Source organism: Aquirufa sp. A-Brett2-15D, assembly GCF_054558735.1.
In genome coordinates this window covers 137,846-151,380 of sequence record NZ_JBSKFT010000004.1, presented here as the reverse complement: position 1 = coordinate 151,380, position 13,535 = coordinate 137,846, and the positions used below count along the sequence as shown (strand labels likewise).

Annotated in this window: 14 protein-coding genes; 13 read left to right on the top strand and 1 reads right to left on the bottom strand. The window is 41.2% G+C overall.

The window, feature by feature from the left end:
- Positions 1–71: 71 nt before the first annotated feature.
- From ACST14_RS10675 to ACST14_RS10660, 4 genes are read left to right on the top strand one after another with little or no spacing between them, the layout of a single operon-like run.
- Positions 72–437 carry a hypothetical protein gene (locus tag ACST14_RS10675; protein WP_459463395.1) on the top strand — a complete coding sequence of 122 codons (366 nt, stop codon included), beginning with the start codon at positions 72–74 and terminating at the stop codon, positions 435–437.
- Positions 424–1,188 carry an exodeoxyribonuclease III gene (locus ACST14_RS10670; RefSeq protein ID WP_459463393.1) on the top strand — a complete coding sequence of 255 codons (765 nt, stop codon included), beginning with the start codon at positions 424–426 and terminating at the stop codon, positions 1,186–1,188. Before ACST14_RS10675 ends, ACST14_RS10670 begins: the two co-directional genes overlap by 14 nt.
- 3 nt (positions 1,189–1,191) lie before the next feature.
- Positions 1,192–1,494, top strand: coding sequence for a (2Fe-2S) ferredoxin domain-containing protein (locus ACST14_RS10665; protein ID WP_395617490.1), 303 nt, complete (start codon positions 1,192–1,194; stop codon positions 1,492–1,494).
- A gap of 8 nt (positions 1,495–1,502) precedes the next feature.
- Positions 1,503–2,126, top strand: coding sequence for a hypothetical protein (locus ACST14_RS10660; protein WP_459463391.1), 624 nt, complete (start codon positions 1,503–1,505; stop codon positions 2,124–2,126).
- On the opposite strand, the gene ACST14_RS10655 is transcribed toward ACST14_RS10660, so the two are convergent.
- Entirely contained in the window at positions 2,109–2,792 is a 684-nt protein-coding gene (locus tag ACST14_RS10655) for a YjjG family noncanonical pyrimidine nucleotidase (protein ID WP_459463389.1), read from the bottom strand. The two genes, ACST14_RS10660 and ACST14_RS10655, sit on opposite strands and share 18 nt — an antisense overlap.
- Positions 2,793–2,845: 53 nt before the next feature.
- Between ACST14_RS10655 and ACST14_RS10650 the strand changes: the two genes are divergently transcribed.
- The 9 genes from ACST14_RS10650 (at position 2,846) to porU (ending at position 13,534) form a co-directional block, all read left to right on the top strand.
- Positions 2,846–3,655 (top strand): exonuclease domain-containing protein, encoded by an 810-nt coding sequence (locus tag ACST14_RS10650; protein ID WP_459463387.1) that lies wholly within the window; start codon positions 2,846–2,848, stop codon positions 3,653–3,655.
- 105 nt (positions 3,656–3,760) lie between these two features.
- The gene (nuoK, locus tag ACST14_RS10645) at positions 3,761–4,090 is read left to right on the top strand and encodes an NADH-quinone oxidoreductase subunit NuoK (protein WP_459463385.1); all 330 of its coding nucleotides are present in this window, start codon (positions 3,761–3,763) and stop codon (positions 4,088–4,090) included.
- A 28-nt stretch (positions 4,091–4,118) separates the two neighbouring features.
- A complete protein-coding gene (gene nuoL, locus ACST14_RS10640; protein WP_459463383.1) occupies positions 4,119–6,002 on the top strand; it encodes an NADH-quinone oxidoreductase subunit L in 1,884 nt (627 codons plus the stop codon).
- 21 nt (positions 6,003–6,023) lie between these two features.
- Positions 6,024–7,469 carry a complex I subunit 4 family protein gene (locus ACST14_RS10635; RefSeq protein WP_459463381.1) on the top strand — a complete coding sequence of 482 codons (1,446 nt, stop codon included), beginning with the start codon at positions 6,024–6,026 and terminating at the stop codon, positions 7,467–7,469.
- Between the two features lie 17 nt (positions 7,470–7,486).
- The gene (locus ACST14_RS10630) at positions 7,487–8,884 is read left to right on the top strand and encodes an NADH-quinone oxidoreductase subunit N (RefSeq protein WP_459463379.1); all 1,398 of its coding nucleotides are present in this window, start codon (positions 7,487–7,489) and stop codon (positions 8,882–8,884) included.
- Positions 8,885–8,893: 9 nt separating this feature from the next.
- A complete protein-coding gene (locus tag ACST14_RS10625; protein ID WP_459463377.1) occupies positions 8,894–9,388 on the top strand; it encodes a GtrA family protein in 495 nt (164 codons plus the stop codon).
- A 191-nt stretch (positions 9,389–9,579) separates the two neighbouring features.
- The gene (locus ACST14_RS10620) at positions 9,580–9,729 is read left to right on the top strand and encodes a hypothetical protein (RefSeq protein WP_459463375.1); all 150 of its coding nucleotides are present in this window, start codon (positions 9,580–9,582) and stop codon (positions 9,727–9,729) included.
- Between the two features lie 66 nt (positions 9,730–9,795).
- A complete protein-coding gene (locus ACST14_RS10615) occupies positions 9,796–10,410 on the top strand; it encodes a SprT-like domain-containing protein (protein WP_459463373.1) in 615 nt (204 codons plus the stop codon).
- A 19-nt stretch (positions 10,411–10,429) separates the two neighbouring features.
- Positions 10,430–13,534 carry a type IX secretion system sortase PorU gene (gene porU / locus ACST14_RS10610; RefSeq protein ID WP_459463371.1) on the top strand — a complete coding sequence of 1,035 codons (3,105 nt, stop codon included), beginning with the start codon at positions 10,430–10,432 and terminating at the stop codon, positions 13,532–13,534.
- Position 13,535: the final 1 nt, after the last annotated feature.

Genomic DNA, 13,535 nt, shown 5'->3' with positions numbered 1-13,535 from the left:
AAAATTACGACATCTACCTCAATTAATCATTTTTTGTGCCTAATTTGCATCTCATTTAATCATAAATCCACATGGAATTCGAGCCGGCCTTAGTTATTGAAGAATGGGGGATGATTCTCGATTTTTTTGAAAACTCGTTTGGCAAGCGCCCATCGGAGATGGAGCCTATCTTACTACTGATAGGCGTTCAGGAATTAGGTCAAGGTCATGCGCATTTTACGAAAGAACAAAAGCAAGATCTCTTGCACATCGCAACGTGTAAGGTATTGAGCTACAGTAATTTTTACCAATTAGAGGGCTTGGATGAGGACGGTTGGCCGCATTGGGAAAATACCCAAGCAATTCCTTCGTTGCCCCTAAAAGAACAGGAAATTCTTTTAAAAGCACATGTCATTCATTATTTCAAAACAGAGGTATTCCCGAATGAAACTAATTAGTTATAATGTTAACGGTATTCGAGCCGCAATTACAAAAGGTTTTGTTACTTGGCTTCAGGAAGAAAATCCTGATATCATTTGCATACAAGAGCTGAAAGCGGAGATCGAGCAAGTTGATTTGAAAGAAATTTTCGCTTTGGGCTATGAAGTCTATTGGCATTCTGCACAGAAAAAAGGCTATTCAGGAGTGGCTATTTTCAGTAAGATTAGGCCAAATAACGTATCTGTGGGTTGCGGAATCGATAAATACGATGCTGAGGGCCGTGTTTTGCGCGCTGACTACGATGGATTTTCCGTGATGAGTGTGTACATGCCATCGGGTTCCAGCGGAGATGAACGCCAAGCTTTTAAAATGGACTGGTTAGCCGATTTTCAAAATTACATTAATGCCCTCAAGATCGAGTTTCCAAATTTGATCATATCGGGCGATTATAATATTTGCCACAAAGCCATCGACATTCATAACCCGAAAGGGAATGCGACTAGTTCTGGTTTCTTGCCGGAAGAGCGCGAATGGATGGAAGGATTTGTGAACCGCGGTTTTGTGGATTCCTTCAGAGCTATTAACGCAGATCCCCACCACTATAGCTGGTGGTCCTACCGCTCAGGAGCACGGGATAAAAATTTGGGCTGGCGAATTGACTACCAGCTGGTGTCTGAGGCTTTGGCAGAAAAAATACAACACGCCTCTATCCTTCCAAACGTTAAACATTCCGATCATTGTCCTATCGTACTACTCTTAAATAGCTAAATTATGCACTTTGAAAAACACGTATTTATCTGCGCTAATGATAAAGATGCCCCCAAAAAATGTTGTGGCTCAGGTCACGGAATGGAATTAGTAGATGCCTTCAGAGCGAGTTATGCGGCGCAAGGGGGAACCGCTAAAATCCGTGTCCAAAAATCTGGATGCCTCGATTTCTGTGGAAAAGGACCCACGATGGTCGTTTATCCGGAGGGGGTTTTCTATGGTAATGTGCAAGTAGAAGATGTAGCAGAGATCACAAAATCGCATTTAATCGAAGATGAGATTGTGACTCGCCTCCAAATTCAATAAATTGCAACATGATTTACCGCTTATATCCCACGCTTTTAAATTCCTTTAATCTCTACGCGAATCAATCCCGTGATTCGAATGGCAAAATCATCGTGGATGAAATCGAGCTAATCGATCGCATCAACCGAGTGAGAAAGCCTACAACGAATGCGCAACAAAAAGGAATTGATTTTGAGCGCGCAGTCACGTTAGGGGAAAATGAAGAGGCGTTTGCGGAAGGAATCATCGATCAAGCACGGGGTTTATTACCGGTTAAATACAAGACGCAGTTTTACGTGGAATCCCGCTATAAAAATGCGATGATTTACGGATATGTGGATGGAGTGGGTGATACGGTGGCTTTTGACTTGAAAAGCACGGCTTATTATGAGCCGAATCGCTTCTTAACAAATCACCAAAACCTCTACCTCCTAGGCCTTCAAAAATACGGTATTCAACGTTTAGACTACGTAATTACCGACTTCAAGCAAGTATATGTCGAATCATACGACGTGAATAATATCGATTTCAGCGCTCAATACGAGCAAATCGAAAAATTCATTCTTTTCTTAGAGGAAAACAAGAAATTTATTCGGGATAAGAAGATTTTTGATCGCAAATCGAGCGATAATCAATTATCGATTTTTGAGTAAAGCCCTTAGTTCATCTAAATGTTGAATTTCATGTGATAGATCCGTCTCTACGGAAAAGGGATTATAATGGATGGCTGGGATTCCTACTTGTAAAGCCCCACGCACATCGGCCTCCACGTGATCGCCTATCATCAAGGCCTCCTCGGCTTGAATTCCAGCGCGCAATAAAGCATACTGAAAAAACAAGGGATCTGGTTTCTTTGTGCCTACCTGCTCAGAGGTGATAATTTCCTTGAAAAAGGAGCGCATTCCGGCCCCTTCAATTTTTACATATTGAATGTCATCAAAACCGTTGGTTAATATATACAGCGGGAAATGTTCCGCTAAATCTTGAATAAGCTCAAAAGCCCCGGGCATCAGATTTGTCTTGCGCGGTGCACGCTCGAGGTATTTATCCCCGAAATCGGTAGCAGGACCCGAAACGCCAAGTTCCTGGAAAAACCGCAGAAAACGTGTTTCTCTTAATTCCGCTTGCGAAATTTCACCAGCTGCATATTGATCCCACAACGAGTTATTGATTTTTTCAAAGGTTTTCCAATAGGTTTCAGGATCGAAGGAAAAGTCGTATTCAACCGCTAAATCGAGTAATACTTCCCGGGCATTTAAGTCATGATCCCAAAGGGTGTGATCCCAGTCAAAAAAAAGCGCTTTCGGTTGAAAATTCATTTGACAAAGGTAATAATAACTTATCTTTGCTTTGGCCCATTTTAAAAAATCCCATGGAACATCAATTACAACTGAAGAAACCCCTCGCATTTTTCGATTTAGAGACGACCGGCATACAAATTAACCGGGATCGCATCGTAGAAATTTCGATTGCTAAAGCCAATCCAGATGGAAGTGTGGAGGTAAAAACGCGTCGCGTGAATCCGGGTATTCCGATTCCGCTAGAAGCGTCTTTAGTGCATGGAATTTACGATGAAGATGTAAAAGACGAACCTTCTTTTCGGATGGTTGCTAGATCATTGGCCACATTTTTAGATGGTTGTGACTTAGCCGGATTTAATTCCAATCGTTTCGATGTACCTATGTTAGTGGAGGAGATGTTACGTGCGGAAGTGGATTTTGAAATGAAAAACAGAAATTTAGTGGATGCCCAACGCATTTTCCATCTGATGGAGCCACGAAATTTAACCGCGGCCTACCAGTTTTATTGTGGCAAGGAATTAATCGGGGCACACGGCGCTGAAGCAGATGTGCTAGCTACCTTAGAAGTCTTAAATGCGCAAGTAAAACACTATGCGACCCGATCTACGAAGGATGCTGAGGGCAATGAAGTTTTCCCTATTCAAAATGACATGGAGAAACTTCACGAGCTAAGTGCCTCTAATTCAATAGACTTCGCAAACAGAATGGTTTATAATAAAGAGCGCGTGGCTTGCTTTAATTTTGGCAAACATATAGGTAAACCGGTACTCGAAATTTTAAAGTCCGATCCCTCGTATTACGACTGGATGATGAAGGGGGATTTCCCGATGGACACGAAGCGCAAACTAACCGAAATAAAATTGCAAGGTTTTCAGCGTTAAGGCATTTTTGATGTCGAGGCTATCAGATATTTTTGTAAATTTACCTCGCATAAATGCACTTTTTGGACAGGCTTTTGCCTGAAGCCTTTGTAATTATTTAAGACTATGCAATCAATACCTGAAATTATTCGTACGATTCCATTAACCCACTACATTATATTAAGCTCTGCTTTGTTTTGTATTGGTATTATGGGCGTATTAACTCGCAGAAACGCGATCATCGTATTCATGGCGATCGAATTAATGTTGAATGCCGTTAATTTATTATTAGCTGCTTTCTCCTCTTACTATTCTGATCCTGCCGGCCAAATATTCGTCTTTTTCATCATGGCAGTAGCCGCAGCAGAAGTGGCTGTAGGTTTGGCCATTATAGTGATGATCTACCGAAACATTCAAAGCATCGATATCGGTGTACTAAGCAAATTAAAAAACTAATTAAGCGCACCTATTCCGCCCAATTAATATGTCTTTATTATTCCTTATTCCACTTTTACCCTTACTAGGTTTTGCTATTAATGGTTTAGCATATCCGAAATTACCGAAGCAAATCGCGGGAATTATTGGAACTATTCCTCCCCTAGTTGCCTTCGCTCTATCGCTACAATTATTCTTGAATTTTGATGGCCAAGCGCAAATTCTTACTATCGCAGATTGGATTAATGTAGGTTCATTAAAAATTCCATTTGCCTTCCAAATCGATCAATTGTCCATTTTAATGCTCTTGGTTATCACCGGAGTAGGCACCTTGATACATATGTACTCGATTGGGTATATGGCGCACGATGCTGGTTTTGGCAAGTTTTTCGCCTTCTTAAACCTGTTTATTTTCTTCATGTTGATCCTGGTTTTAGGAGCTAACTTCACCGTTTTATTCATCGGATGGGAAGGCGTAGGTTTGTGTTCATACCTGTTAATCGGTTTTTGGAATAAAAAGAATTCGTACGGGGATGCAGCCCGAAAGGCCTTCATTATGAACCGCATTGGTGACTTAGGGTTCCTGGTAGGTATATTCTTGTTGATTCAGGATTTTGGGACAACAGATTATCAAACGATTTTTGCAGCCATTCAAAGTGGCGAGTATACAACCGATTTAAGCCTTATCGCCATCTGTCTATTCGTCGGAGCGATGGGTAAATCAGCGCAGATTCCTCTATTTACCTGGCTTCCTGATGCGATGGCAGGTCCTACACCCGTATCTGCTTTGATACACGCAGCTACCATGGTAACGGCGGGTATATACATGGTCATTCGCGCGAATGCCTTATTCGAATTAAGCCCAGAAGTACTACATTTCGTAGGCTGGATTGGTTTAGCAACGGCCTTATTAGGCGCAGCAATCGGTCTATTCCAAAACGATATTAAGAAAGTCCTTGCCTATTCAACTGTATCCCAATTAGGCTACATGTTTATGGGTTTAGGTGCCTCCGCTTATTCAGCTTCATTCTTCCATGTAATGACACACGCGTTCTTCAAGGCCTTATTGTTCTTAGGAGCAGGTTCTGTGATTCACGCGATGTCAGACGAACAAGATATTCGCCGTATGGGAGGTTTGAAATCGAAAATGCCGATCACGTTTATCACCTTTATGTTAGGTACGATCGCGATTGCAGGTATTCCTCCCTTTGCTGGTTTCTTCTCGAAAGACGAGATTTTAGCTAGCCTTTACCACCACGATCCTTTGATGTGGGGTTTAGCGATTTTAGGTTCGGCTTTAACGTCCTTCTATATGTTCCGCGTGTTTATCCTTACTTTTTATGGAGAATTTAGAGGAACAGAAAAACAAGCACATCATTTACACGAGTCCCCTATCACAATGACTTTACCTCTGATTATTTTAGCGGTATTCTCTGTGGGTGGTGGATTGATAAACTTGCCTCATTTTGCAGGAGGAAATGAATTTTTAGCTCATTGGTTAGCGCCTTTATTGCCTATGACGGGAGAAGCTGGCGAGGTAAATTTCTTAAGTTTGGAAGGAGGAGCCCCTCTATTAGCCGCTTTCTTACCAGCGTTCTTAGCGATCTACTTATTCGGAATGCAGAAGTCGGTACCATCAGAGGACGCAGAGATTTCAGGTATTCAGAAGGTGATTTACCACAAATTCTACATCGACGAATTATACGAACTGCTTTTTGTGAAACCGATAGCCTTCTTGTCTAATTTCTTCTTCCAAGTTATCGACTTTTTAGTGATTGATTTATTCGTAGAAGGCCTAGGCCGTTTTGTTAAATATGCTTCGAACGAATTTCGAAGAGCCCAAACAGGTAATGTAGGCATCTACTTATTCTGCATGGTCGCGGCCATCGTTGTCATTTTATTTGTTAGTTTAAAAAGTACGATCCTTCCTTAAACATTCGATCGCCACCTAGCTATGTATCTACTATTTATACTTTTATTTCCGCTTTTGATTGGATCAGCTTTGTTGATCTTCAAGCCAAAAAATGCGTTTGCCATTTCATTAGCGGCATCCATTATCGAATTAGCGGCAACGGCCTTCGTTTTGCAAGAGGCGCGTTTGAGCCCTGTTTCCTTCTCAGCCCCTTGGGTGGCTGAAGCTGGATTATCCTTCTCCTTATATGTGGATGGAATTAGTGGTGTGCTCATAGGGCTTTGCGCTTTATTAGTGCCTTTCATCGTAGCGACTACGGCTAATACGGATCGTGCGAACAACTCCCAATTCCAGGGTTTAATGCTTGCCATGCAAACGGCCTTGATGGGTGCGTTCTTAGCAAAAGATGCTTTCTTATTCTACTTTTTCTTCGAAGCCTCTTTATTACCGATCTACTTCTTAGCTGCTATTTATGGTGGCGAGAACAAGAACGCCATTACATTTAAGTTCTTTGTTTACACTTTGTTTGGGTCTTTATTCTTCTTAATCGCCCTAGTATATGTGTATTTACAAACGCCAGGCGAGTTTCACTCTGCGGATATCGAAATTTTGTACCAAACCACGAAAGGCCTGAGTGCTGATCAACAAAGTTATTTATTTGCTGCCTTCTTCTTAGCATTTGCTATTAAGATGCCAGTATTCCCCTTCCATACTTGGCAGCCAGATACTTATACGGTCGCGCCCGTTCAAGGAACGATGTTATTATCAGGGATTATGTTGAAAATGGGAACTTACGGAGTCATCCGATTTGTGTTACCTATGTTCCCCGTTGGCGTCGCGACATGGGGCTTGACGGCTTCCGTACTTTCGGTAATCGGGGTGATTTATGGATCCATTATCGCTATTCAACAAAAGGACGCGAAACGCTTATTAGCTTATTCATCTTTTGCTCACGTAGGTTTGATGTCTGCCGGTATTTTAACGGGAAGCATCGAAGGTATTCAAGGAGCGCTATATCAAATGTTATCTCACGGTATCAATATCATCGGTTTGTTCTTCGTAATCGAAATCATCGAGCGCAGAACTAAATCGAGAGAAATTGCACAACTAGGGGGAATCACTCAATTCTCGTATCCATTAACAGTGACGTTTGTGATCTTGAGCTTAGGTTCAGTGGCACTTCCATTAACGAATGGATTTATAGGGGAGTTCTTATTATTGAAGAGTGTATTTGACCAAAACATGACTTTAGGCATTATCGCAGGTATCACCATCATCTTAGGAGCGGTGTATACGTTGCGCTTAATTCAGAAATCGATGTTTGGGAATGTGTCTAGAATTACGGCTGAATTTGCGGACTTAACGGGAGCAGAGAAAGCAGTATTGATTCCTTTAAGTGTACTCGTAATTTTAGGTGGAGTTTTTCCATCGATAGTTTTAGGTTTTAGTGAACCAGCGGTTCAGCAATTAATTCAATGGTTCAAATAAAATAGTAAAAAAGCATTATGACGGCTATCATTGCATTATCACTTCTAGGTATTTTAAATTTATTCTTGGGCTTTTGGTCCTCGAGAAAGGTTATTCAAGCAGCGACCCTACTATTTTTAGCGGGCAGCATGACTTTAACGGCTTTGGACTGGAATCACGAAATGTTATGGTACGGACACATGTTCCATACCACGAACACGTCGATCAGCTTCAGCTTAATCATTCAATTAGCCGCTTTTATGGTCGTTAGTTTTTCCAAAGGCTTTGGCATCGATGAAGAACATACGCATCCAGCAGAATACTATGCGATTCTATTATTCTCCGTGGTAGGAGCAATTTTAATGGTTTCCTTCGACCACTTGATCATGTTCTTCGTGGGACTTGAAATCTTATCTGTAGCCATGTATGTGCTAACGGGATCCGATAAACGTAATTTACGCTCGAACGAGGCGGCCTTGAAATACTTCCTAATGGGTTCTTTTGCAACGGGTATTTTATTATTCGGAATCACTCTAGTTTACGGAGCCACCCGTTCATTCTACCTAGCGAACATCGCCTTAACCATCGCCAATACGCCACCAGAATCGACTCCTGTTTTCCTTTCGATCGGGGTATTATTGATGTTAGTCGGTTTCTTATTTAAGATCTCCGCTGCACCCTTCCATTTCTGGACGCCAGATGTGTACGAAGGTGCGCCTACCATCTTTACGATGTTTATGTCTACGGTTGTGAAGGCCGCTAGTTTTGCCGCCTTATACCAATTGCTTTCTGGGCCATTCGGAACGATGTATGGCACCTGGGTTTACCCGATCTATTATATCAGCATGTTAACCTTGCTAGTAGGTAATGTCACAGCGGTTTACCAGCAATCCGTTAAACGAATGTTAGCTTATTCTAGCATCTCTCATGCTGGTTATATGTTATTAACGGTGAGCGCTAATCAAGTGAGCACTCCGTCTAGCATCTTGTATTATTCTTTATCCTATACCCTTGCGACTATCGTTGCTTTTGGTGTAGTGATGCTTGTAGCGGAATACCAAACAGGGCGCACAGAGAAACCAGAGAATTTCAGTTCTTTTGAAGGTTTGGCCAAAGCAAATCCAGGTCTAGCTTTCTGTTTCACGATATCTATGTTGTCATTAGCGGGGATTCCATTAACAGCAGGTTTTTGGGGTAAATTCTTCGTCTTCTCAGACATTTTTAACAGACATGTCTATTATCCCGTGATTTTAGCTATTATTATGTCTGCTGTCGGAGTTTATTATTATTTCAAAGGTATCATTGCGATCTATTTCAAAGAAGGGGATATCGATCGCATCGAATTACCTGGATTAGTGAAATTCGCGATGTGGGCTTGTACTATAGGCACCTTGCTATTAGGCGTATATCCGAGCATCGTTAAAAACCTCTTTTAACCCAAGCATTTGAACCAAAAGAAACCAGCCCTATTTAATCAGAAAGACTTATTCGCTTACTTTATTGTAGCTGGACTAGGGGCTTGTGTTCAACTATTAGCCGGTGGATTAATTAAAGATTGGTTTCGCGTTTCCTACGAAGACTCGATTCTTCCCGCCTATTTTATCGCCCTAGTAGTGGGTTTTTTCCTGACAAAGCTTTTTGCCTTCAATGCTCGTCAAAGCCAGCAAACAAGACGCGAAATGGCAAAATACGTAGTAGTGGCTAGTTTCTCCGGAGGCGTCACCTGGCTATTTAGCACGATCCCGTATGAATACATCCATGCGCGTTACCCAGATTTCTTTTTACATATTCCTTATTCAGTAAAAAAATTAAATATCACCCAAATAGGAACCACCTTGCATGGAATGGGATATAGCTTCATCTCTAATTATATCTTACACAAGACTTTCACCTTTAAGTCAAGTGGCTTCTACGATCGTTTCAAGGATCTAATAAAATAGGACTTATCTAATTTAGCTATTTGGCTAAGCCTTAATTCTTAAGGATTCTTAAGTCAAATATGTGTCGTATGGGCACATTTTTATAAATATGATTCCATTCCTTAAAAATTTCTTAAAAAAATAGTTGCATTTATTTGTACTTATAAATTTATGCCGTAGATTTGTAACTCAAACCTTAAACAAAATAAGAAATGAAAAAAGTATTCGCTCTAGCTTTCGTTGCTGCAATGGTAACTTTAGCATCTTGTGGTGAGAAGAAAGCAGAAGCTTCTGCTGATTCTATGGCTGTTGATTCTGCTGCTGCTGACACTGCTGCTGCTGACACTGCTGTTGCTAAATAATTTTAGCACAACGATCACAAAAAAGTCCATCGCATGCGATGGACTTTTTTTTTGCTTAAAATCAGGATGAAGAATAAAAAAATCGATTCTTTTTTTGATCACTTCCCTCCCAAAGTAGCGGAATACTGCTTTCAGCTTTGGCATGATTATTCGTTTGACTTTATCGTCAGTAAATCCCGGGATTCTAAATTAGGGGATTACCGTTTCAGTCCAGCAAAAGGACATCAGGTAACTGTTAATCACAACCTCAACCCTTACGCCTTCTTAGTAACCTACATCCACGAAGTAGCACACCTGACTACGTATCTGGCTCATAAGAATAAAGTGCTTCCCCATGGACAAGAATGGAAGTCGCAATTCTATGTACTTTTCGAACCCATTTTAGATGAGGAATTATTACCAGCAGAACTCGTCAAAGTCCTGAGCGCTTATTTGAGAAATCCGGCAGCATCCTCTACCGGCTATCAACCTTTAGTCGATATATTAAAATCATTCGATACAGAGTCCCCCGCAGGCATTCCTATTCATGAATTAGCTGAGGGAACGGCCTTTCAATTAAAAAACCTTTCCTTGATCAAAGGGAAACTTCGTCGAACACGTTACATTTGCAAAGAAATTAATTCAGGCCGAAATTACTTAGTTGCCAAAAATGCGCACGTGTTACCGATTAACATTTCTTAGTATTTGTTTACTCTTGCTTTTGGCAGCCTTTACAGGACATGCTCAAAGTTCGGTTTTAGCTAGCGGCCGTTGGCTAAAAGTCGGCATCACCCAATCTGGTATTTACCAAATTACCCCATCATGGCTCTCAACACTAGGCCAAAAAGCCAGCCAAATGGGCGTGTATGGTCATGAAATAGGAGAATTACCGCAAGCAAACTCGACGGCCCGACCTATCGACTTACAAGCCATTCCCTTCCTGAAGCAAGGTGATGCTATTCTATTCTGGGGAGAAAAATTACCGAATCATTATAGCGATACGACTTTTTACTTCATCCGTTTAGATGATCCAGCACCGAAAGCCATCGCGGAAATTTCGGCTGCAGCTGGTTCAGTGGCGCAAACTGTTGATTATGGACTAAGTAGATTTCATTATGAACCCGAAACATATAACTTATTACAATCGGGACGAGAGTGGCTGGGGGATGGATTTTTTGGCAATGTAAACCGGACGATTCAATATCCTTTAGCGGATTATAAAACGGGAATTTCTAGCGTTCTAACAGGTCGACTCGCGTCGTCCTCCATTGCTCCCGGAACCTTCAGCTTTTCCATTCCTGGTAATTCGATTAATCCCCTTATTTTCCCAGCTACCACCGGGGGGCGCTATGACCAAAAAGCCTTTGTTCAACACTTTTCTGCTCGTATATTTCCAGAGATAAAAGACCAAAACTGGACCTGGAACTTAGCCTACTCGAATACCACTGGATCTGGTTATATCGACTATATCGATCTCGAATATCCGCGAAAATTTAATGCCTTAAACGAAAATCCGCATTATATCCTAGCCAATAAGACGGATTCCAGCTTCACTATTTCCATTCAGAATTTACAGGCAAACCACCAGGTTTGGCTAAAAAAATCAGGAAATAGCTGGAAAAAAATAACAGCAAACGAACCGAATCTAGCCCTTAGCCAGGTGAATCCAGGGACAGAACTTTTGATTTTCAATCCTTCGAAAGCAGCTGATCCGAAAACGGGGGAAATTATTGCGAATCAAAATATTAGAGCAGATGCATCGGCTGACCTGATTATCATTTCTAGTCCTTCCATACTTCCCGCGGCAAAACTATTAGCGGCTTATAAAAAGTCAAAAGGAATCAGTACTAGAACCTATTCGACTAAGGAAATATTTAATGAATTTTCTGCTGGCAAATTAGATGTAACAGCTATTCGAGATTTTATTCGATTGAAGAAACCTCGCTATGTCCTCCTTTTTGGGGATGCAACGGTCGATTATAAAGGAATTAATAAGGTAGCCACGGCTACGGAGCGATTGAATTATGTGCCTAGCTATGAGAGTAGGGAATCCTTAGAACCTTTACAGACCTATGTGTCCGATGATTATTTTGGCTTATTAGCTGAGAATCAGGGAGAATGGCTAGAGGGTAATGATGCTACGAACGAAGCTTTATCGGTAGGCATTGGTCGAATTCCAGCTAGATCATTTGAAGAGGCAAATACGGTAGTCAATAAACTGATCAGTTTTGAGTCCCAAAATCGCAAACAGCCCTATCGTTTCGCCTGGTTAGCCGATGATGGCGATTTGAATATCCACGTTCAAGATGCAGAAGACTTCTCGGCATTAATTCCTGAGGCATTCCTGGTACAAAAAACCTATTTAGATCAATTTCCCCAAGAAGGAGCTAACGGAATTTATACCTCAGCCGCTGGCAAAAAAGCCAGTCTCGATTTATTTAACCAAGAGGCAGATTTTATTCATTTCTTGGGTCATGGATCAGAATCAGCTTGGACTGACGAAAAAATCATCACGAATAACGAATTACAAACCCTGAAAAACAGCCAGCATCTGCCCATTCTTTTAACGGCTACGTGTCAGTTTGGTCGATTCGACGATCCTAATCAAATGTCAGGCGCCGAAATCAGCCTATTGTCGAATCAGGGAGGAGCTATTGCCCTTATTTCGACGACAAGACCCGTTTTTCAGAGTAGCAATTATCTATTCGGTCAAGCATTTTATAGACAATTAACTAATCATCTAAATGATATTAATTACCGCTTAGGGGATTTGTTCAAAGAGTCGAAAAACGACAGCCAATCTGGTGTTATTAACCGTAATATCACACTTTTAGGGGATCCTTCGCAAGCTCTACCTTGGAATCAAAAACAACTAAGTATTACAATAGACACCTTGGCCTCCGGTTTAATTCAAGGACAGACCACTCCCAGCATTGATGGAGAAATCCAAGTATATTATTATGGGGAGGATCAAGATAGGCAGACTTTGGGAACAAAAACAGAGAAATATAATTACCGTATCCCCGGAAATCTAGAAGGAATGCACTCTGCCAGCGTACTAAAAGGAAAATTCAATCTAGCTAACCTGCCTGCGTCTCGATTAAAATGGATCGCGCGTAGCGCCACTGACACCTATGGAGGAGGAATGAAAAGTGTGTTGAAAGCCAGTTCAGAAGCAAAAGAAAGCACTCCTCCTGTGCTTTCCGCAAGCTTATTAAACGAGTCTAATCCACAAGCTTGCTCGCCTAATCCCATCTTAAAAATCAACATAACAGATGCCAGTTCGCTTCGATTTGTGGGGCCAAAAGGTGAATTAGCTTATTTGACCATAAATGACACCTTGAAAATCCCCATTGCAAGTCTTTTTTCACCCGATTTGAATAATAGTAAACAAGGAACACTCCTTTACCCGTTCCAATCTTTAAAACCTGGAAATTATCGAATTAAGGCGAATTGTTTTGACCTACATACGAATCAGGGATTTTGTTCGTTTGATTTCACAGTTTCCGCATCAAATAAGGAGAATAGTTCGCTGAGAATTTACCCTAATCCAATGACAGAACGAAGTAATTTCTCCTTTATACAAGAGAAACGTTGGACCAGCTACTTCTACAAACTAAAAATTTATAGTATCTTAGGGAAGCAAATTTTAGAGAAAACTGGCTTGGTTCCTGGAAGTGATTCCGTCAACCAAACTTTCTCGATCGATTGGAGTCCTGAAGAGAAAAACCAATTAGATTTTATTAACTATTATCAATTAGAATTAACTTATGATACGGGAGCCCCTTTTCAAAGCTTTAGCGGTCGTATTGGAAATATAAAATAGC